Annotated in this window: 16 protein-coding genes; 6 read left to right on the plus strand and 10 right to left on the minus strand. The window is 65.5% G+C overall.

All coding sequences use genetic code 11. From position 1 onward, the window contains the following. Positions 1–9: 9 nt before the first annotated feature. On the minus strand, positions 10–207 hold the full coding sequence (locus G361_RS0118225; protein ID WP_019928543.1) for a ferredoxin: 198 nt from the start codon (positions 205–207) through the stop codon (positions 10–12). A 192-nt stretch (positions 208–399) separates the two neighbouring features. Then, a complete protein-coding gene (locus G361_RS44025; RefSeq protein WP_036494151.1) occupies positions 400–1,032 on the minus strand; it encodes a TetR/AcrR family transcriptional regulator in 633 nt (210 codons plus the stop codon). Positions 1,033–1,217: 185 nt separating this feature from the next. Between G361_RS44025 and G361_RS0118235 the strand changes: the two genes are divergently transcribed. Beyond that, positions 1,218–2,465, plus strand: coding sequence for a cytochrome P450 (locus G361_RS0118235; protein WP_036494152.1), 1,248 nt, complete (start codon positions 1,218–1,220; stop codon positions 2,463–2,465). A gap of 37 nt (positions 2,466–2,502) precedes the next feature. Here the strand turns inward: G361_RS0118235 and G361_RS47025 are convergent, their stop codons facing one another. The 4 genes from G361_RS47025 to G361_RS0118255 are packed head-to-tail and all read right to left on the minus strand — an operon-like array spanning position 2,503 to position 5,589. Next, entirely contained in the window at positions 2,503–3,657 is a 1,155-nt protein-coding gene (locus G361_RS47025) for an AbfB domain-containing protein (protein ID WP_081635414.1), read from the minus strand. Next, on the minus strand, positions 3,629–4,105 hold the full coding sequence (locus tag G361_RS0118245; protein WP_019928547.1) for a MerR family transcriptional regulator: 477 nt from the start codon (positions 4,103–4,105) through the stop codon (positions 3,629–3,631). Before G361_RS0118245 ends, G361_RS47025 begins: the two co-directional genes overlap by 29 nt. Before the next feature lie 10 nt (positions 4,106–4,115). Beyond that, positions 4,116–4,979, minus strand: coding sequence for an SDR family oxidoreductase (locus G361_RS0118250; protein ID WP_019928548.1), 864 nt, complete (start codon positions 4,977–4,979; stop codon positions 4,116–4,118). 52 nt (positions 4,980–5,031) lie between these two features. Continuing rightward, a complete protein-coding gene (locus tag G361_RS0118255) occupies positions 5,032–5,589 on the minus strand; it encodes a TetR/AcrR family transcriptional regulator (RefSeq protein WP_019928549.1) in 558 nt (185 codons plus the stop codon). Between the two features lie 110 nt (positions 5,590–5,699). On the opposite strand from G361_RS0118255, the gene G361_RS0118260 reads away from it, so the two are divergent. The 3 genes from G361_RS0118260 (at position 5,700) to G361_RS0118270 (ending at position 9,545) form a co-directional block, all read left to right on the plus strand. After that, a complete protein-coding gene (locus tag G361_RS0118260) occupies positions 5,700–6,632 on the plus strand; it encodes an oxidoreductase (protein ID WP_019928550.1) in 933 nt (310 codons plus the stop codon). A 903-nt stretch (positions 6,633–7,535) separates the two neighbouring features. After that, positions 7,536–8,312, plus strand: coding sequence for a DUF2637 domain-containing protein (locus G361_RS48390; protein ID WP_196814502.1), 777 nt, complete (start codon positions 7,536–7,538; stop codon positions 8,310–8,312). Between the two features lie 225 nt (positions 8,313–8,537). Further along, positions 8,538–9,545, plus strand: a complete 1,008-nt coding sequence (locus G361_RS0118270; RefSeq protein ID WP_019928552.1) for a replication-relaxation family protein — start codon at positions 8,538–8,540, stop codon at positions 9,543–9,545. Positions 9,546–9,739: 194 nt separating this feature from the next. Here the strand turns inward: G361_RS0118270 and G361_RS0118275 are convergent, their stop codons facing one another. Then, a complete protein-coding gene (locus G361_RS0118275) occupies positions 9,740–10,921 on the minus strand; it encodes a hypothetical protein (protein WP_155981490.1) in 1,182 nt (393 codons plus the stop codon). Between the two features lie 687 nt (positions 10,922–11,608). Here G361_RS0118275 and G361_RS0118285 point away from each other — a divergent pair. Together G361_RS0118285 and G361_RS0118290 are read left to right on the plus strand one after the other, a co-directional pair. Then, positions 11,609–12,847 carry a helix-turn-helix domain-containing protein gene (locus tag G361_RS0118285; protein ID WP_196814503.1) on the plus strand — a complete coding sequence of 413 codons (1,239 nt, stop codon included), beginning with the start codon at positions 11,609–11,611 and terminating at the stop codon, positions 12,845–12,847. 796 nt (positions 12,848–13,643) lie between these two features. Beyond that, positions 13,644–14,261, plus strand: a complete 618-nt coding sequence (locus G361_RS0118290) for a hypothetical protein (RefSeq protein WP_155981491.1) — start codon at positions 13,644–13,646, stop codon at positions 14,259–14,261. Between the two features lie 701 nt (positions 14,262–14,962). On the opposite strand, the gene G361_RS0118295 is transcribed toward G361_RS0118290, so the two are convergent. The 3 genes from G361_RS0118295 to G361_RS0118305 are packed head-to-tail and all read right to left on the minus strand — an operon-like array spanning position 14,963 to position 20,517. Beyond that, the gene (locus tag G361_RS0118295) at positions 14,963–18,037 is read right to left on the minus strand and encodes a glycine--tRNA ligase (protein ID WP_019928557.1); all 3,075 of its coding nucleotides are present in this window, start codon (positions 18,035–18,037) and stop codon (positions 14,963–14,965) included. 9 nt (positions 18,038–18,046) lie between these two features. Then, a complete protein-coding gene (locus G361_RS0118300) occupies positions 18,047–19,444 on the minus strand; it encodes a radical SAM/SPASM domain-containing protein (RefSeq protein ID WP_019928558.1) in 1,398 nt (465 codons plus the stop codon). Next, on the minus strand, positions 19,441–20,517 hold the full coding sequence (locus G361_RS0118305) for a hypothetical protein (protein WP_155981492.1): 1,077 nt from the start codon (positions 20,515–20,517) through the stop codon (positions 19,441–19,443). The genes G361_RS0118300 and G361_RS0118305 overlap by 4 nt, the downstream gene beginning before the upstream one ends. Positions 20,518–20,752 lie beyond the last annotated feature (235 nt).

Genomic DNA, 20,752 nt, shown 5'->3' on the forward strand with positions numbered 1-20,752 from the left:
CGGGCTCGGTCAGGAGTCGGTCAGCCCGATCACCGAGGCCGGGCAGGCCACGGCCGATTCCCGAACTGCCGCATGGGATTCCGGTGCGGGCGTGTCGTTCAGAAGGACCACCACACCGTCGTCCACCCGCTGGTCGAAAACATCCGGGGCCAACAGGACACAGTGTCCGGCGCCGATGCATCTGTCCAGCTCTACCCGCACCTTCATCGAAACTCCTCACGGGCAATACATTTCGAAAACCGGCAGCGAGCTGCCACTTGAGGGACGGTAGCACGACCGGCGGTCGTCTGTCACTTGTCGTCGAACACATCTCCGCCCGGAACGCACGGAAGACATTGCACCGCAACGCGTCCGGAACGAACCGCACCGGCGGGGAAGCTCCCGCGAGCGGATCCAGGGCTATTGCGTGGAGCGGTCGTCCCGCAGCAGGACCGACACCATCGGCACGGCAGGCGGCAGCGGGCTCGCCGCGGGAGAGGTGAGCATGTCGAGTACGAGCCGGAGATAGCGCCGCCAGCCCTCGCTCTGCGGATCCATCGTCCACAGCACGCTGACCAGCATCCCGATGATCCGGGGCAGATCTTCGGGAACGAGATCGCCGCGCACCTGACCGGCCGCCTGCGCCCGGCGGGTGAGTTCGGCGAGCGACTCGAAGAACGGCGCCGCGACGTCCACGGTCAGAGCGCCGCTGTGATTGCCGGCGATCAGGGTGTGATGCTCACGGATCACCACGGCCACCGCCGCTTCGAGCACGGTCGTGAAGCCGCGCAGCGGATCACGGTCGGCGAGTGCGAGTTCGATTGCCGGCGAGATGTTTTCATCGATCGTCTGGTCGAGCGCCGCCCGCACGAGATCTTCCTTGCTGGGAAATCGGCGATACAGGGTCCGTGGACCCACTCCCGCCCGGCGGGCGATCTCCTCGAGCGTCACGTCGGGGCCCACCTCGGCGAACGACTGCCGCGCTGCCCGCAGGATCTGCTGGGCGTTGCGCGCGGCATCGGCGCGCAACCTGCGGGCATCTCCGGTGGTCACCTGCGCAGGATAACAATCGGCACCACGGCCGACGGTGGTGGCGGACCACGCGACAAGCGAGGGATCGCGCGACCCGTCCCGCGGACCGCCAGACAATCAGCAGTTGACTGCCACTTACCCCTTGCCTACACTGACCGACTGGCAGTTAACTGCCATTTATCGTGACAGTGTGCTGAGGAGCGCCGATGACGACCGCGACTTCCACCCCGAACGACAGCCCCGATCTTCCCGTCATCCCGGCGCCTCGCGCGGCGAGCTGCCCGCTCGCGCCGCCACCCGAATTCGCCGCCTGGCGAGAGTCCGGACGTCCGCGGCGCGCCTTGTTCCAGCGGCGGCCGACCTGGGTGATCAGCCGTTATCACGACATCCGGGCCGCACTCGTCGACCCGCGCCTGAGCGCCGACACGATCCGGGACGTCGTGAAAGCCGCGATGAGCACCGGCGAGGAGCCGAGCCCGGCCGACGGCCTGCCCGTGATCTTCCCGCGCATCGACGATCCGGAACACAACCGGCTGCGCCGCATGATGACCGCGGAATTCACCGTCCGGCGGGTCGAGGCCATGCGCCCCCGGATCCAGGAACTCGTCGATCGCTTCCTCGACGAGATGATAAGTCAGGGCCCGCCCGCCGATCTCGTCCGTGACTTCGCGCTGCCCGTACCGTCATTGGTGGTCTGCCTGCTGCTGGGGGTGCCCTACAACGACCACGAATTCTTCCAGAAGCACAGCATCGCCGGGCTCGACTCCCGATCCGACGACGATCAGCGCGTGACCGCGGTCGGGGCGTTGTACAACTACATGTTCGAACTCGTCGCCCGCAAGGAACGCGAGCCCGGCGACGATTTGATGAGCCGCCTGATCACCGACTACGTGGCCACGGGCAAACTCGGCCGCGAAACGGCGGCCGTGAACGGCATGATCCTGCTCCAGGCCGGACACGAAACCACCGCCAGCATGATTTCACTGGGCACCCTCGCACTACTCGAACATCCCGACCACCTCGAACGACTGCGCCGGACCGACGACCCCGCCACGGCCGCGGGCACCATCGAAGAACTACTGCGCTACCTGACCATCGTGCACAGCCTGGTCGAGCGCGTCGCCCTCGAAGACCTCACCATCGGCGGTCAGCAGATCCGAGCCGGCGAACTCGTCCTGATGAATCTGCCCGCCGGTAACTGGGACCCCGCATTCGTCGACAACCCCGACATCCTCGACACCGATCGCGACAGCCGCACCCGCCAGCACCTCGGATTCGGTTACGGCACACACCAATGCATCGGACAGAACCTCGCGCGCGCCGAATTGCAGATCGCACTGGTCAGTCTGGCACGCAGACTGCCCGGACTGCGCCTCGCGGTCCCGTCCGAAGAACTGAGATTCCGCAACACACAAGAGATCTACGGCGTCGAGGCCCTGCCCGTCACGTGGTGACCGCCGAGTGCTCGGTCCGGTTTTCCGGCGACGGGTGTTATCGAGAGGCGTGGAAGTTCATCGTGTAGTGGTGGAAGGTGGCGGCTTGGCCCTCGCCGGTCTGTCCCGCGGGGACGACTCCGTCGCCGGTGCCGATACCGACTCCGGCACAACGGTATTCCGAGCTGAGCATGGTCTCCTTGTGCCGGGGGCTCCGGTATTTCCAGAAGTCGAAGGCGCGCTGGACGTCGGGGGGCGGGACCTGGCCGTAATACCATTCGATGTAGACGTTCTCGTTGCCGTCCGATCCCATCGCCCGCGAGATGCGGTCGTGGAAGGTGCCGCCGTCCGAGCCGTAATGCCCCGGGAAATTGTTCAGCAGGCGCTCCCACAGCCCGGGGTGGGCCGCCAGATCGTCACTGTGTGCCTGCGCCGTGCTCACCAAGCGTTGCTCGAGCCGCAACATCGGTGCGCGCGGACCCACGACATCGAAAATCCGCGACGTGTTCACCAGTTCCAGCAAACGAAGCGGTTGCGGGGTCGGGACGAACGGGGTGACCGCGTCGAAGGTCGCGTCGCTGCGCTCGGTATCGCTGCCGTGCGGATTCACGTCCTCGACCCACAGATGCATGTCGCGATGCCGGAGGTATCGGCCGGGAAAGTCCAGTGCGGCGAACGAAGTCTGCAAAGGCCACATGAGGCCGCTCACGGAACGGAACGAGGCTTCGTGACGCAGGAGATCGTTGTCGGCGTATTCCGACAGCACGAGCCGCGTGTTCTGGTACCTCAGATAGTGATTCGGGAAATTGGCGGAACGCAGCGAAACCGAGACGATGTCGTCCGCCAGCCCGCCCACGACATCGAAAGTGGCATCGAGCCGGTCGGTGTCGTTGCCGATCGTGGCCAACTCACCCGCGAAATTGCTGTGCCGTATGAAATGGTCCGGAAAGTTGGCGGATTTGAACGAATTCCGAGTATTGATCTCGACCATCGGGTGGTACCCCTCCAGAACACGGGTCGACCGGCGGGCTGCTGCCAACCGGGCACCGCCCCTCCCCCGAGGCACCGTCGAGTCGATGCGCCCATCAGAATGCCCGCAGCGTATGGACCTGTCAACGGCCGGAATCGCGTTCACCGTGCGCGGCCGAGCTGTCGGTGAAACGGTTGCGGCGCAACGGGCGAACTCAGACGTCCGGGCCGGTGCGGCCGCCATAGGTGGCGATCTTGTACTCCGTCGCGGCGAGCGACAGGGTCAGTTCGCGGATCCGGCGGCGGATCATGTCGCGGTGTTCGATCAGCATGTCGAGCCGTTCCGGCACGGTGTCCTCGCCGGCGTCGACGAGCGCGATGTAGTGCTGAAGATCGCGCATCGGCATGCCGGACAACCGCATTCGGGTCAGGAACACCAACCTCCGTACCGCTTCGGCGTCGTAGGCGCGGTAACCGCTGCTGTCGCGGCCGACCTCGACCAGTCCCGCGCGCTCGTAGTAGCGCAGGGTGTGCGGCGAGAGGTCGAGCATGTCCGCGACGTCGGCGATGGTCATCGGCGCCTCGATGTCCGCGGCATTCGAGAGACGCTGGATCACCTCGATCGAGGCCGGGTCGTCGTCCTCGTCGCCGAGCATTGCCAGCGCCCGTTCCATCAAGTCGTCGGTCGCCATACCATCCAGCCTAGACAGGGCGAACCGAGGCGACGGCGTCGTCGAAATCGGCGCTGCGGGCGGTCTCAGCCCACTGCTCGACCTCGTGCAGGCCGCGACGATATGCGCCGGCCAGCCGTTCGATCGCCTCGTGCCCGAGCGGCAGGCGCAGCGGGACGTCCTCGCCGTGCGCGAGGCGCACGATGATGTCGGCCGCTCGCGCCGGATCGCCTTCCTGGATGCCGTCGGCGCCGGCCATATCGGCCCGCAGCGCGGCGAGCGTGTCACGGTAGCTCTCCGACACCACGCTGAACTCGAGCTCCGCGTTGAACGCGGTACGGAACCGGCTCGGCTCGACGATCAGCACGCGCACCCCGAACGGCGCGACCTCGGCCGCGAGGGATTCGGACCAGCCCTCGAGCGCGAACTTCGAGGCGCAATAGGCCGACACACCGGGAAACGCCACCCGTCCGCCCTGGCTGCTCATCTGCACGATCGTGCCACTCCTCTGGCCGCGCAGCACGGGCAGCGCGGCCCGCACGAGCGCCGCCGGACCGAACAGGTGCAGGTCCATCAGGTCCCGCAACTGCGCATCACCGACCTCCTCGATCGCGCCGATCACGGCCCGGCCGGCATTGTTCACGAGCACGTCGAGACGACCGAACCGGTCGAGGGCGGTACTCACCAGACCGGCGGCCGCCTGCGTATCGCGCGCATCGAAGCGAGCGACCAGACAGCTGCCGGAATACGCGGCCGCCAGATCGGCCACACTGTCCGGATTGCGCACCGCCGCAACGACATTGTCACCCGCCGCGAGCGCCGCCACCGCCAGCGCGCGCCCGAACCCCTTCGAAGCACCGGTGATGATCCAGGTCTGGGTTGCGTCCGTAGTCATGCCGGCGACGGTATGGCTTCGAGCGCGCTCGAAGGCAAGAGCGAGGGGTGGGTCAATCGGACATCGGGCGGAGCCCGCGGCAGATCACTCCGATGACCCGGTCCGGGTCGGGACCGTCGTAGGCCAGGCAACCGGCCGTCAGAGCCTTGACATCGGCGAAGGTGACGAAGGGATCGACCGCGCCGGCCTGTTGCGCCGCGAGCAACAGACCGCGCAGCCGATCGGAGACATTGCATCCGGCAGCCGTTGCCGCGGCCTCGATGTCGAATCCACTGCCCGCCAGCGCCTCCGCCAAGCCCCGATGACCGACGGCCTCACGGACCAGCTTGGTCAGGAGTGCGAAAAACGCAGTGCCAGGGTCGTTCTCGGCAGCCAGAGCGTCTGCGTAGTCGGTGAGCTGTTGCATCCGCTCCAGCAGGACCGCGGCGTAGAGCGACTCCTTGGTGGGGAAGTGCCGACTCACCGTGCCGGTACCGACGCCCGCACGCCGGGCTATCTCGTGCACCGGCACCGACAACCCTTCCGCGGCAAAGGCTTCCGCCGCGGCGCGGAGCACCTGTTCACGGTTGCGCTGGGCATCGGATCGCAACGGCCGAGACGCACGGGTCACCGCAACTCCTCTCGCGTCGACCGATTGACAAACGGGATGGCCATCCCGGATAGTTTCAACCGGGATGGTCGTCCCGATTATGCCGCAGCACCCAGGAGGATGCGAGAACCATGGCCAGTCGTTGGACCGAACGCGAAGTCCCCGACCAGGACGGTCGTACCGTCCTCATCACCGGAGCGAATTCCGGTCTGGGCTTCGAGGCCGCACGAGTATTCGCTCGCCGGAACATGGTGGTGGTATTGGCCTGCCGCGACATCGGCAAAGCCGACGAAGCCAGGGAACGGATCCGCACCGAAGTCCCGGCAGCATCGGTGCGAACACTGGAATTGGACCTGTGCTCGCTGGCATCGGTCCGCCGGGCCGCCGATCGGGTCATCCGAGACCATGCCCGGGTTGATCTGCTGATCAACAATGCCGGAGCGGTGATCCGTCACCGTGAAGTCACCGAGGACGGGTTCGAAAAAACCTTGGCGACAAATCATCTCGGCGCCTTCGCGTTCACCGGACGGATCCTGGAACGACTGCTCGATACCCCGGGTTCGCGGGTGGTGACGGTGAGCAGCGTCGGCCACAAACGTGGCGTGATGGATTTCGACGACCTCCACTTCACCAATGGATACCGCTTCAACCAGGCCTACTTCCGGTCCAAGCTGGCCAATCTCCTGTTCACCTATGAACTGCAGCGTCGACTCGCCGCAGCCGGAGCGCCGACGACAGCCGTAGCGGCCCATCCCGGCAATGCCCGCACCGCCTTCGGCGGAGACCAACTCCCGATCCGGATCTTCACCAGCCCCCGGCTGCGACTGCTCACCTGGTGGATGCTGCAGGATCCGGCGACAGCCGCACTACCCATCGTTCGCGCCGCCGTCGATCCCACCGCGACCGGCGGTACGTACTACGGCCCCGACGGCCGCAACGAATGGACCGGATATCCCGTCGAGGTCCGATCCACCCCCCAATCCCATGACACCGACGCCCAACAACGCCTGTGGGAACTGTCCGAACAACTGACCGGCGTAAGTTACCCTTTCGGCCATCACTGACCGCGCCGCGCACCATTTCGAGATCCTGGATCCGCGCCGACGGCACATGCCCACCCGATCACGGCACAATTCTCACCGAAAAGCCCCCGATCGCAGCTGACGCGGCCAGAATCGCTATCCCCATACCCGCCGACGTTACGACCAATTCACAAACCGACCACCCCGAAAATCTCTCTATGAGGTCACTTCTTCAAACCCGACTGATGATCAAATCGTCGGTACTCGGTTGGTGCAGATCCACCCACAGGAGATGATTGCTGTTGCGCTGCAACGGTTCTGAGGTGATGAGGTCAGGATCTCGCACGTCCCGCCGGGGCGGGTGTCGGCCAGTCATGATGGTGAAGTGCCGGGAAGCCCCGATATGGGAGCTCAGCACTGCGGCGAACGTAACCCGTATTCCGCGTTCGGTCTCGAGACCGTTCACGGGGTGCGGCAGCATTCACCTGGAACCAGAGGGTCAGTCTTCAGGCGGAAGCGACAGCCACACGATTCCGCGGTGAGCTGGGCATTCGAAGAGGGCTCGTAAGCTACAGCCAACCCCCAGCGACCGAGTCCACCGATCACATACGCGCTGGTGGAGTGGCATTTCCGGTGGTGCCCCTGGCGCGGCGCGTACAGCATCTGCACGTAACCGTACCCGTCGTGAACTGCGGGTTTCCGCCACCGTTGACATTGTCCGGCGGCGTCGTCGTTCCGGCGGTGGTGCGCAGTGACCGCCGACCGGATCATCACCGGATTGAATCCGTTGCAGCCCGATGGGCTGGTCTGCGTGGTGCGCGGGGCTGACTGTCTCCGCGTCCGTGCTCCGTACATGCCGGTCGGCCGTTCGATCGTCGGGTCGCGGCTGTTTGCTTGTGCCTCTTGCGGTGTGGGAGATGTGTGCCGGGCGGGAGGTGCGCTGGGATGAGCACCTCCATCTCGGATCGTCGTGATCGGACGTTGTGGATCCAGTGTGCCTGTACCGCCGTGGTCGCAGTCGGTGCGGCGTACGCCTCGTATCGGCACGGCCGGGAGTTCGCGCTGCGGTTCGGCGCGGACCCTACGACGGCAGGCATCTGGCCGGTGATCGTGGACGGACTGCTGACCTTGGCGACGGTCGAACTGTGGAAGACCGGGCAGGATCGCAGCGGGGGCGGCCGGTGGGCGGCGTGGTCGGCGTTCGCGTTCGGGATCTGCTTGTCGTTGTGCGCGAATATCGCGGCGGCCCCGGTGCTGAGCGTGTTCAGCGTCGTGGTGGCCGCGTGCCCGCCGGTGGCGTTGCTGCTGGCGGTCGAACTGTTGAACCGGGCACTGAAGCGCCACCACCACGAGACCGCCCGAGTCCAGGGACGAGACCACCACCGAGACCAACGAGACGACCGGGACCGCGGAACCGGTGCCGCCGGTCGCAGGTCTCGTGCCGGTCTCGGCAGGGTCTGGTCCACCCGCGGAGTGGACTGCCGAGCAGCGGATGTGGGCGTACTACCGCAGCGAGCGGTCGCGGGGGCGGACACCGACCGGCGCGGAGCTGGACCGGATCGCGGGCACGAACAACTACGGCCGCAAGGTGCTGCGGCGGTGGCGGACGGCAGGCCGTTCGCCGGCGAACCCGACGGCCCGGCAGGCCAGTCTCATGGTGGGCCTCGACGGGCCGGAGGTTCTGCCGCCGGCGGTCGGCACGGGCCAGTCGGCCGGTGGTGATGCCCGGTGATCGGCCGCGACGACAGCAGAGCTGCGGATGGGGTGGCGGTTGGTGGCGCGGAGGGGGTGGCGGGTGCTCGGCGTCCTATAACCGCCGCCCCACACGCCGAAGACAGCCAGCACGTTCGGGCCGGTCGGGCACGTATTCGAGGCAACGGAACGGATTCCAGAATGAGTACTAGAACTCGGACGTACTCCCCCGTCGGGCGGCGTGGCGGACGCAGTGTGCATCGTGGCGGGCATCCGGACACGGGTGCATGGTTCCGCCTGCTCGATCGTGACCGGCGCCTGCTGGCCTTGCTTGCCGAGCACAAGGTCTTCACCACCGACCAGATCGCGGCGCTGGAATTCGCGTCGGTGCGCCGCGCGCAGGATCGGCTGCGCAAGCTGCGGGAGATGGGCATGCTATTCGCCTTCCGCGAGTCCCTCTACGGCGGCGGCACCAGCCAGACACGGCACGCGCTCGGATATGCCGGCGCACGCCTGATCGCAGCTCAGCGCGCGCAGACCCCGCCCACACCAGCCAAGTACGCGCTCGGGTTGGAGCGGCTAGCGTGCTCGCCGATGCTCGGCCACCGGCTGGGTGTGAACGGGTTCTTCGCTGCCCTGGCCGCCCACCGCAACCGGGCTCGCCGTCGCGATCCGATGGAGCCGGATTCGGTGCCGGGGCTGACCCAGTGGTGGTCCGAGCGCCGATGCGCCGAGATGTTCTGGACCCACGCCTCCGGCGAGGATCAACTCCATCCCGATGGGTACGGCTGCTGGGAACAGCACGGCCGCGTGGTGCGATTTTTCCTCGAATACGACACCGGCACAGAGTCGTTGAAAACCGTGATCGCCAAATTCGCTGACTACCAAGGGTTCCCGACCGACAGGTTCGGGATCCTGTTGTTCTCTGTGCATTCGACCCGCCGCGAGGCCGGGTTACGCACCGCGCTGGCCCGCGCGTTCGGCACCTACGGCCCCAGCCTGGTGATCGCGACCACCAGTCGCGACCTGACCCACCCCGACGGCCCGGCAGGCCCGGTATGGGCGCTGTGGACACCTGAGCGCGGCGACGCTGTCCCCGAGCAGCTACGGCTGGCCGATCTCCCCGAACGCGGCCCGAGAATCGCCCACCACACCAGCACCGAGCAGCCCTGCAACGAGGCAGCCTTCGACCACGACGACCCCCAGATCCAAAACCTTCTCTACCCCAACCAGACCCGCCCCGCACCGCCGACGTCGTACTGAATGAATTTGGACATCCAGCTTCCGACCCGGTGACGATCATGTCCGTTGAATGCGGGCACCGACGCCGCCCCGATATAGGTTCGCCGGTCAACCGGTCGTGGTCGGCACGGGGTCGGCCCACACAATCGGCGCGATGGGTTGGTGGGGAACCGGCCGGTGCCGGTTCCCCACCAGGGGGGCGGTTGTCAGGGGTTCTAGGCCAGTGCCCAGGTGCGGGGAGTGTCGCTGATGCGGCGCGCTACCCCTTGTCCGGTCAGCTTGTCCAGGGCGTTGCTCATCGCGCCACTGGAGATGTTCCGCTCGTACTCCTTGTCCAGCACGCGCTTGAGCTCGGTGGTGGTGAAGCTGCGGCCCGGGTTGTCGCGCAGGACGTCCTCCACCATGCCGCGCAAACCACCCGAGGGCAGCTTCCCGGCCGTGCTGTCATTCGAGGTGCTGCCAGTAGCGGTGGAACGCATGCCGGTAGAGCGGGCGCTGGCGGGGCGGGCGGCGGCCCGCTTGATTTCCTCGCCGGTCAGCAGTCCCGAGTCGGTGACCCGGGCGCGGAAGCTGTTCAGATCCAGCAGGGCGGCCTTGAGGTGGGCCGCGTACTCCGCGATCGGGGCGGTGTCGTCGTCGTGCGCGGCGGTTCCGTTGCCCAGTGCCGTCGCTATGCCGCCGAGCCGCTGGGCCAGGTGCTCGAGGTATTCGCGCGCGGCGGTCGACCGGTCCTGCAACCCCTGGACCGCGCGGTCGTGCTGGGCGGCGATCAGCGCGTCCATCTGCTGCTGCCACTGCTCGGGGACACCGTCCGGCCCGGCGGGCACCAGCGCCCACGGCGGAATGGAACTCTGCGCGCCATCAGGGGCTTCGATGATGCACCCGGCGATACCATCGCGGCACAGCACCTCGGTCACCCGCCCGCGCCAGGACCGGTGGTACCGATTAGCGACCTCGTCACCGACCGAGATCGGGCACGACGCACCGAACACCGAACCGCTGTCGTCTTCTGGCAGCCCGGCCGGATCCGTGTCGTCCGGCGTGGCGTTCTCGGCGGGCTCAGGGGCCGGTTCGGGTGCGGCGGGTACATCGGCCGGGGGCACGACGTGGGTGGCCGGTTCGGCGGGCGGCGTGTCCGTGCCCTGGGCGGTGATATCGGTGCCCGGGGTATCGGTGCCTGGGGCCGCCGGTGGGGTTGCAGGGACCGTGCCTTCTTCGACCGTGCCCGGAACCGGTGGTGCCACGGCGTCGCCGGTGGCCACGGCCCAGCGGTGCGGGCTGTTGGAGTCATCGGCGTGGCGGATGACCGTGTTGTCGTCGACCCACCGGGCCAGGATCTTGCGGGCGCTGGACACCGTAATCCCCGCTGCGGCAGACAGTTCGGCGGTAGTCGCCATGGGCTGAGTATTCAGAGCCTGCCACAGGGCGTCCTCGCTGTCGGCGCGGATGGTTTCCAATGAGGTTGCGGACATGACTTCCTTCGAATCGATAGGCTCGGTTTGATTGGTCATATCCCGGCCGGGATGCGGCCCGCTCCGGAATGTTTCACGGTTCCGGTTCTTCCTGGCGCGCAACGAGCACACCGGTGATTGGCACAAAATCTGTGGACAGCCGACATCAATGCGCTTGCCGTGCAGAAACGGCGGTCTTGGAGTGCGGTGCCAGATCCGGCACAAGGCAGGACTGCGCCTCCGCGAAGACACACCATGGGAATCAAGCGCGGACTCCGCATAGATCGACTTTTCACCGATCCCAATCCGAACACCGGGCATCAAGCTGCGGCGCATGCAGCCCCACGAACTCTTCGACTGTCGACTTGATGACGCCCGGTGCAGCAAAGGCGGTCTGATGCGCCAAATCGATACATGAGAAGAATAAACGTTCCCCTGAAATGGAAATATCGCCGGTTGTAGTACGGGCATCGAAATGCCTGGTGGCGCGAATCCGGTGGAACCTGGATAATATCCGGGAGGCTCGTATAGGGTGTCGTCGAAGGTCAAATTCCTTGACCACCAACGGATCTCGGGCTTGCAGGCCGGACTTGCAGATGCACGTTCAACAGACAGTGGGGGTACTGGATGCACATGACGACCGGAGAGGTCATCCGCCGGATCCGCAAGTCACTCGGTATGACACAAGCCGAGCTGGGAGCAATCCTCGGCTACAGTCAGCCACTTATCTCGCAACTCGAACACGACAGTGCCGCCGTACACGATGTACGGGTCCTGCGACGCATCGCCCAAGCGCTCCACGTACCACTTGCCATACTGGTAGTGGAGTCGGATGAGGAGGCGGATGTGCACCGTCGCAATTTCCTACGAGCCAGCGCTCTCGCTGCGGGAGCGACCCTCACCGCCGGTGCCGCAGCACGCGCGGCCGTACCGGTGTCGTCGAGAGGAAGCGTTCAGATCGGCGCTGCTGATGTCACCGAGATCACTGCCAGTGTGAACGAGATACACGAACTCGACCTGCTCGTCGGCGGTGATCGGTTGTGCCGCGTGGCCGCCGACGAAGTCCGCTACGTCGAGCACCTACTCGACGCGGCGAGCTACAGCGAGGCTGTCGGACGGCAGCTCACCAGCACTGCTGCCGAAATGATGACCGCCGCCGGGTGGGTGCACTTCGACGCGGGACGCCTGAACCAGGCCCGCCGCTACTACGCTGAGGCAGCGCAGACTGCAACGGCCGCGAACGACGGCATCGCAGCGTCGCACGCCCTCCTCAACGCCGCCCTGCAAAGCGCCCAAGGCGGTTTCGGACCATCAGAGCCCACCAAGGACGCGCGCCCCCGCGACGGTGTCAATCTGGCGACTGCCGCGCAAAACGCCGCCCGCCGCGACGGAGGGCCGAAATTGCGTGCCCTGGCAGCGATCTACGAGGCGGTGGCTCACGGCGTCATGGGCGACACCGGTGCCACAGTGAACGCGGTGTCCCGGGCGCATCGCGCATACGAATCCAGCCGTGGATACGATCCTGACTGGGTGTACCTGCCGCCTGCGGCCTTGGCTGGAATGACCGGCGGAGCGTATTCGCGGCTCGGCGACCACCACACAGCGACCACGTATCTGCAAACGGCGGTCGACGGTACTGCGCCGTGGCCTCGCGAGAACACTGGCTGGCGAATAATGCTGGCGGAGAACAGCATCAAAGGCGGTGACATCGCCGCAGGATGCCGGACGCTCGTCGACCACATCGACCAGGTGAACAACGTGGCATCGGCACGGCTCCAGTCCGCGCTCGACGCTATCGCCGCCACCGTGCGACCCCACATCGCAGTCTCGGAAGTGAAAGAATTTCTGGGACTGCGCGCAGCGCACATCTGACGCGTGTGATACGGCTCGATGCCGCGTATGTACTCGGGTGAACGCGCGCCTGACCCTGGAACAGATTCCACAAAGTGGAACAGCTCGATCAACTACAGCTGGTGCCCCTGGTACAGGCGGCAACCAGCGCAAAGTCGTCCGCAGAGCGGGTCACACCGTCGAACTGTGACACTGCTGATTACACTCCGCCGCATATGTCCCAGCGGTTGCGAGATGAAAAGCATTGCCCGGCAACGGTATATGGAATTCCGTATATCTGACTAGCAACACAAATATCCATGCCTACCAGGTATTTTCTTGGTTTTACGGTGGATCCGGCCCCGGTACCAAGCCGACGCCGTATCCCCTCTGGCGGCGCATCGGACCCGGCGAGCTGGGGATTGGTGGCAAAAGCCCTTGGTACCGGGCGCCGCTGACCGATCCGATCCACCGGAAGGCGCACCGATGCCGTACGCAACCCTCGCTATCCACCAGACGGTGGTCCTGTCCGGCCAAGAAACTCACCGAGACCCCGGCCAGCCGTTCACTGTCGACCAAGCGCACACGGTGATGCGATATCACCTCGCCTGCCGGGCCAGGAAGTGTCCACGGAAAGCAGCGGCGCTGCGCGCTCTCGTCACCGCCGGCCGACTCGTTGTTTCCACCCGGCACCCGCGCTGATCCCGATGCAGCCCGGCCCCACACCCCGGCAGGTGGCCGAGGAACTGGGCAGCGGACCGTTGGCCGCACTGGAACTGGTGGTCACTATCGACAACAACGTCCGCCCCGACATGCCGCCGTTGCCGTGCGCCGAACTGTGGGACGCGCCGTCATGGTCTCGTCCTCAATGTCTTTCGTTACCAAGGAGTTTCACATAATGCCGTCCTTCCGTCCCATCGGTTCGGTACCGGGTGCGTACGCACTGCCACCGGTCGAGGCCAAGCCCGGCTGGCCTCTGCCCGATACCGGGCCGTTTCTGCGAGCGTTCTCGGGCACCGAGAAACCGGGCGCAATGATGCTGCACTACGCCCTGGGATACATCGGCATCTGGCGGGTGATCTACGACCAAGGCCGCGACGCTCCCGACACCGTCCACGAACAACTGGCCCTGCTGACCTTCGCCATCGACAGAGAAGCCGCCGCACACACTTTGCAGATTCCGGTCACCGCCGACACTCCGGTCAACCCCAGCTCGTTCGGCGAGATGGTGTCCTGGCTGGCATGGAAATACCTGCTCGCCGCCCTGCGCCAGGACCTGCCCGCACACCGCGAACACGACGCCAACCAACTGGTACGACACATCGAAGCATTCGACCGACTGGTCGCCGACGTCCAGGAAGGCCGGGTCCGACTGCCCGAACGCGCAACCGACATCTATCCGCCGAAAACATTCACCCCGGATACCGGTGGCCAGAGCCGCGAGAAATGCAGATGACTTTATCTGATCCTGTGTGCCCCAAAACTTTTTGCGACGCCGACAGTCTATTGCCGGAGTACATGTGCCAGGTGTACTTGATGGGTCTGACACCGGCACGGGCACGGCAGCTCCGGCGTATCCACCGGTTCCATCCTCCGGACGAATGTGTAGTCCACCTCCAAACAGCGACAATGCTGTTGACAGACGAAAGCGGTTGAACCGATGTCGCTTCCGCTTCTGCTGACCCTCTGGCCAAGCTCGGTGCTGTTCACCGCAGTGGTGAGCTACCGCCTCGGGGTTTCCCGGCACGCCACCGTCACGATCGGCCGACACCGCGCGGATATGGTGTCTCGGCAGGACCCGTGGGCCACCGGACCGCCGGACAACTCTGGCCGCGCTGAGATTCAAACGGCGGGCCTGCCACCGGGCACGAATCGGGCCGTGCGGCGGCACTGCGACGATACGGAGGTCCTACCGCGCGTGACAGAAACCGGCTATGGACTTTCACGGCGCCGGGTACGTCGGGCGTGAGTTAATTCAGGATCGTAGGACGACCGCTTCAGTAAAATTTGCATGTAGTAAATCTGGCACGAAAGGCATGCTGATCCTACGCGTTTTCGACAGAAATCCGCTCCCGACAACCCTTGGCTTATCGGGAGCGGTGATCGAACAACACTGTTACGCAAATGGATTAGCGTGGGTGAAAAATTCGGGTAGCGCTACACCTTCACTGGATCTGCGGTGGAATCGATGTGGGCGTGGCGCATTGTGTGAATTGCCTTCCAATCCACTCCGGCCGGTGCAGTGTTCAAGGCGGTAGCCAGCAGCCCGAGCCGTGCAGTGCGTAGTTCGAGATTGTCGGTCATGACAAGGATCTCATCGAAGAAACGATGAAGAGCTTCGGCCAGGGGGCCGGCGGTCGGCACCCACTCCGGAAGGAGTAGACGCTGGGAGTCTCCCAGATCTGTCACCGCTCGAAGCAGGGCGCGCTCAGCCGACTCGGTAAGCAGGTCCGAATCGTAGGTTGCGCTGGTGTCCGGCGGAAGAATTCGCATGATCCGCTGCAGTTCTTCGACCAGATCTGCGAACTGCTCGTCGTTTTCGGAGCGGGCCGCCTGGATCGCGAGGCGGAGCCGGTCGGCGCGCAGTGGGTTGCCTGCGGTCGGCCGCGTGCCCTCGATGAGCGCGAGGGGGATGTTCTCGTCGCGCAGCCGTTGTTCGTAGCGGGTGATGAGGAGTTCTTCCGCGGTGTCGAGGACGCTGTCGTTGACAGCGATGCCCTGCGTGCGGAGTTTGTGCGCGGCGACTTCGAGCCCGTCACGGTAGGTGAGGTCTTCCAGGTCGGTCTGATCGCGAAGGATGCGGACGATGCCGAGCGCGGCTCGCCGAAGTCCGTAGGGGTCGGACGTTCCCGTGAGTTTGGCGCCGATGGCGAGCATGGCGACGAGCAGATCGAATCGGTCGGCGAGGGCCAGTAGCGCACCGGGGAGGGTGGCGGGGAGCTGGTCGGTGTGATGGCGTGGCAGTTCGGCTTCGAACAGCGCCTGCGCGACCGATTCGGGTTCTCCGGCTTTGCGCGCGTATTCATGGGCCATAGTGCCTGCGAGAGAAGTCATTTCGATGACCATCTGGGTGGCCAGGTCGAACTTCACCAGCTGACCGGCACGGGCTAGCGTGGCAGAGTCGTTGTTGGACAGATCAATTCGCGCTGCCAGTTCTTGTGCGACGGCGGCGATCCGGTCCGTACGATCCGCCATCGATCCGAGGCGTTGTTCGAAGGTGAGCCCGGACAGCTTGGCGCGGAACTGGTCCGGCGTTGTGCGCAGATCGGTGTTCCAGAAGAAAGCGGCGTCTTCGAAGCGGGCCCGCACGACGTTCTGGTTGCCGTCCCGGACGACCTCCGGATCGCAGGCGCCGTTGGCGAGGGTGATGAACATCGGCAGCAGAGTGCCGTCGGCGGCTCGGACGGGAAGGTACCGCTGATGCTTGCGCATCACGGTGGTCAGGATCTGCTCGGGCAACTCCAGGTACCGTGCGTCGAACCGGCCGAGAATGCCCGTCGGTGTTTCGACGAGGTTGGTGATTTCGTCGACCAGGCCCGTCTCGTTGTCGATATCGACCATGCCGGAGTGCTGGGTGGCGAGGTCGGACGCGGCTCGAATGACTGCTTGCCGACGTTCCTCCCGGTCGAGGACGATTCCCTCGGAGCGCAGTACCGCGGCATGGTCGGTGGCGCGTCCGATGCTGATCTCGGGGTGGGTGGCGTTGCGATGGGTGCGGGTGATGCGGTTGGCGGTCAGTGCACCAGCGGTGACAGGGAGCACGGTGTCGCCGAGCAGAGCCAGCAGCCAGCGGATCGGCCGGCTGAAGCTGAGGGCGGGGTCGTTCCAGTGCATGTTCTTGTCCGCGTGAAGACTGGTGACGACCTGCGACAGGATCGACGTGAGGACGTCCGGGGCGGTGCGGCCGGAACGCAGGGATTCGGCGGCGACATGCTCGGCGCCGTTGGCCTCCACCCGGATCAGGTCGTCCGCGGTAACCCCCTGCGCGTTGAGGAAACCCTGGAGGGCGCGTGTCGGAGATCCGTGTTCGTCGTACGCAGATGCGACCTTGGGACCGCGGCGGATTTGGCGGCTGTCGGGTTCCCGGTCCGCGATGTCATCGATGCGGACGACGATCCGGCGTGGTGTGGCGTCGACGCGAATCTCGCTGTGGTGCAGCGATGTTTCGGCCAGCAGTCGAACGATTTCTCGTTCGACTGCGGCGACGGTGTCGTCGACGATATGCGGCGGTAGTTCCTCGGTGCCGATCTCGAATACCAGCGTCCCACCGTGCGCGGGCAGCTCGGCCGGGTCGGAGGCCGGCTTAGCGAGCGGCAGGGGCTGATAGCTGCCGCGTGGGTGTCCGGCTTCGGCGCGAAGCTCGACCCATAGGCCGGCGACGGCACGGGATTGGGTGCGCATGGTCTGGAACCATTTCGCGCGTTCGGTGGTGGAGATGGCGCCGCGGGCGTCAAGAACGTTGAAGGCGTGCGAGCTTTTCAGCACGAAGGTGTGGGCGGGGATAGGCAGTCGTCGTTCGATGAGGTGGTCGGCTTCGCGAGAGTAGAGATCGAGCAGGGCGCGGGTGGCGTCGACGTCGGCATCGTCGAGGTAGTACCGCGACATCTCGTATTCGGATTGGCCGAGGAATTCCCCGTAGGTGACGCCGGGCGCGTACAGGAGTTCTTTGAAGTGGGTGACCTTCTGCACAGCCATGAGGATGCGTTCGAGGCCATAGGTGATCTCGACCGGCACCGGGTCGAGGGTATGGCCACCGACCTGCTGGAAGTAGGTGAACTGGGTGATCTCCATGCCGTCGAGCCAGACTTCCCAGCCCAGGCCCCAAGCGCCGATGGCCGGCTGTGCCCAGTTGTCTTCGACGAACCGCACGTCGTGGGCATGCAGGTCGATGCCGAGTGCGGCCAGTGACCCGAGGTAGAGCTCCTGCGGGTTACCCGGTTCGGGTTTGATGATCACCTGGAACTGGGTATGGGTCTGCAACCGGTTCGGGTTTTCGCCGTAGCGGCTGTCGTCGGGCCGAACCGACGGTTCGACGTAGGCGACCTTCCACGGTTCGGGACCGAGCACGCTGAGCAGGGTGGCCGGGTTCATGGTGCCGGCGCCGACCTCGGTGTTGAACGGCTGCGCGATGACGCAACCATGACCGGCCCAGTAGTTCTGCAGGCGGAGGATCGCGTCTTGCATGGACAGAGTCACAGGCGACTCAGGGCGGAGGTGCGCGTCGGCGGCCATCGCGTGATCCTATCGGTCGGTCGTGGCGGTCGAGACACTGCCCACACTCGGAATGCCGAGGCTGGTACCGGTTTTCGCGGTGAAGAAGCTGGGCAGGTGACACCCTCCGCGGCACGCGTCGGCCACGGCGCACCCAGCGCAAGTGGACCGGGTGGTGACGGCCGTGTGGACGCGGTCGGTGAGCGTAGGCCAGAGGTCGGCCAGCCGGTGTTCGGCGAGGCGGCCGAAGTAGACATTGCTGTGCGGGCAGTTGCGCAGCTGGCCGTCGTAACTGACGCTGGCCCATACCATTCCGGATTCGCAGTGCCCCACGAGTTGGGAGAACCGCAGTGCGAGAGTGGGGTCGTCGGCGTGCAGCGGGGTATCGGTGTCGGCGGCGCAGAGTTTCTGTGCGCAGGGCCAGGCGACGGTCATCCCGGGGCATTCGGTGGCGGTGAGATCGTCGATCTCGCGCATCAACGGCAGGGTCACCGAGACCGGCACACCGTAGCGGTCGTCGTGGCGTCCGGTCGGTACGTACCGCATGATGCCGAATTCACGGACGCCGAGGCGGTACGCGTCGCGGATGACGTCGAGCACCCCGGGGATGTTCTCTTTGACGAGGGTGAGCTCGGCGACCACGTTGATCCCTGCGTCCAGCAGCAATTGCATGGCGGTGATGGCCTTGTCGTAGGCGCGGGGATGCCCGGTGAGATCGTTGTGCTGGTCACGGTCGCCATGGATGGAGACCAGGGCGCAGCGGACGTTGGCGGCGGCGAGGCGCGCGGCGCGGTCGGCGGTGATGAAGTGGCCGTTGGTGAACACCACCTGGTACAGGCCGAGCCGGCCACCGTGCTCGAAGATGTGCATGGCGTCGGGATGCAGCAGTGTTTCGCCGCCGCTGTAGCGGATGACGTAGCAGCCTTGCGCGGCGCACTGGTCCAGGATCTCGATGGCCAGATCGGTAGGCAGGTGTTTTTCCGGGATCTGGCGGACGGCTTTTCGAATGTCGTTGTCGGACAGTGTCGGATCGATCTTCCACACGTTGTAGCAGAAGCCGCAGTTCCAGTTGCAGACCGCGGTGAGCTCGATCTCCAGGCGCAGTGGGAAGTCCAAGGTCGTGTCGAAGCGCTTGTCTATCTCCAGTAGCGACCGGTCGTGGCTGTCCGTCCTCGGTGCCGGTGGTGTCGTCAGTGCCGCGACAAGGGCGTCGAGGTCGGCGGCGACTTGACCCGAGTTGGCGTGAAATCGCTGGCTGAGGGTGCTGACGATGGTGTCCCGGTCGCTGCCGGCGAAGATTTCGTCAATCATCTGCTTGGCGACGGTGTTGCGCAGCCGGTGGAAGACCCCGGCCCGGGGGTCGAACAGCAGTCCCAGGTCGGGGCGGTAGCGCAGCATCGAAGGAACGGTGTCGAATGTGGTGGTCATGATGCGGCCCGGCTTTCGTGGCGTGGATCGAGGCGGGCGAACAGCGCCCGGACATCGGCGGCGACTCGAGTGGCCGGTGCCCGGTATTCGGCCGCGAGGGTAATCGCGATTTCCTCGGCTGTGCGGCCGGCGTAGGCGAGGTCGACCGCGCGAGCTGCGGAGGCGTTGGTGAGGCGCAGGCAGTTGTCGGTCTGCCAGTTGTGCAACAGCTGGTCGGCGCGGCGGTATCGGTAGTGACGCGCAATCCATTGCGGGCTACCGGGTTCCGCAGCATCGATCGCCCGGTAGATGGCCTTGGCTTCGTCAAGGTGGCCACGAACCGACCGCCGATCCAGCAGGCGCTGCGCATAGTCCGCGACGGGGAGGTCGGTGATCGTGATTCCCCAGCCGATCATCTGTTGGAAGTAGGTCGACAACATCACATCGACCAGGCTGAAGGCACCGACCGTGTACGGTCCGCCATGCCGATCGAGAAGTGCCGCGACCGTGTCGCAGACCCAGTGTGCCTGCTCCACCGCCGACGGCTCCGGCCTCGAAAACCGCTTCGGTTGTAGCGATTTCGCGTAGGTGGCATCGTTCATCAGCACGGGCAGATCCTGAGCAGCCCATGCACACAATGACCGCACCTCAGCACGCTGGTCCGCGGTCGTCCCGAGCAGAGAACACCCGGAGGTCGACGCGATGTCGTCGAGGTACTCGGCGATCGCGAGAACGTCACCAGCCACGGCGTGTGTGTCGGTGTCGACCAGTACCGGGACCCGCGGCAGTGTCTCGATCACGGATCCGGCGAGCAGGCCCTCGGCATCGAGGGCCTGCAGGCCGGTGAACTGGCAATGGCAGCCCGCGCGGGACTCGCGTTCCGGTGGTGTGTCGTCGACGGTGAGCACGCCCTCGGACGTCTCGGTGGTCGGCCAGTCCAGTTCGACGAGACGTTCCACGAAGGGAACCTGCTTCTCCCGCACGGCTATTCGGCCACGCATCGACCATCCCGAAAAGTGCAGATCGCCAATGTACAAGATCAGCATGAGGCTCCCTCCGATCCGGATTACGTCAAACATCTTGAGTAACAACAACCTTCGAGCCGGGTCATCTGGGCCCGAGTGAGCAGGTCAGTTGCACTGGCGGCTGATGAGCAGCTTCGTCTCGACCTCCGGCGACTCGTACTCGCCGGTGACGGCAGCGATCTCCTCGTCCATGGTTCCCTCCTTCCCAGGTGATACGGACCCTGCCGAGTCTCGCGGGCCCGGTCGTATCGAGCCATCCCCTCCGGCTGCCGTATCCGTGGACACCGGACGCCAGTTCTGGACA

The organism is Nocardia sp. BMG111209, from assembly GCF_000381925.1.
Taxonomy (GTDB): domain Bacteria; phylum Actinomycetota; class Actinomycetes; order Mycobacteriales; family Mycobacteriaceae; genus Nocardia.

Bases quoted from the DNA above. Each gene is read 5' to 3' on its own strand.
- G361_RS0118225 (WP_019928543.1), bottom strand. From the start codon at position 207: ATGAAGGTGCGGGTAGAGCTGGACAGATGCATCGGCGCCGGACACTGT.
- G361_RS0118235 (WP_036494152.1), top strand. From the start codon at position 1,218: ATGACGACCGCGACTTCCACCCCGAACGACAGCCCCGATCTTCCCGTC.
- G361_RS0118260 (WP_019928550.1), top strand. From the start codon at position 5,700: ATGGCCAGTCGTTGGACCGAACGCGAAGTCCCCGACCAGGACGGTCGT.
- G361_RS48390 (WP_196814502.1), top strand. From the start codon at position 7,536: ATGAGCACCTCCATCTCGGATCGTCGTGATCGGACGTTGTGGATCCAG.
- G361_RS0118300 (WP_019928558.1), bottom strand. From the start codon at position 19,444: ATGACCACCACATTCGACACCGTTCCTTCGATGCTGCGCTACCGCCCC.
- G361_RS0118295 (WP_019928557.1), bottom strand. From the start codon at position 18,037: ATGGCCGCCGACGCGCACCTCCGCCCTGAGTCGCCTGTGACTCTGTCC.
- G361_RS0118250 (WP_019928548.1), bottom strand. From the start codon at position 4,979: ATGACTACGGACGCAACCCAGACCTGGATCATCACCGGTGCTTCGAAG.
- G361_RS47025 (WP_081635414.1), bottom strand. From the start codon at position 3,657: ATGGCGGCCGCACCGGCCCGGACGTCTGAGTTCGCCCGTTGCGCCGCA.
- G361_RS0118275 (WP_155981490.1), bottom strand. From the start codon at position 10,921: ATGGCGACTACCGCCGAACTGTCTGCCGCAGCGGGGATTACGGTGTCC.
- G361_RS0118285 (WP_196814503.1), top strand. From the start codon at position 11,609: ATGACGACCGGAGAGGTCATCCGCCGGATCCGCAAGTCACTCGGTATG.
- G361_RS0118245 (WP_019928547.1), bottom strand. From the start codon at position 4,105: ATGGCGACCGACGACTTGATGGAACGGGCGCTGGCAATGCTCGGCGAC.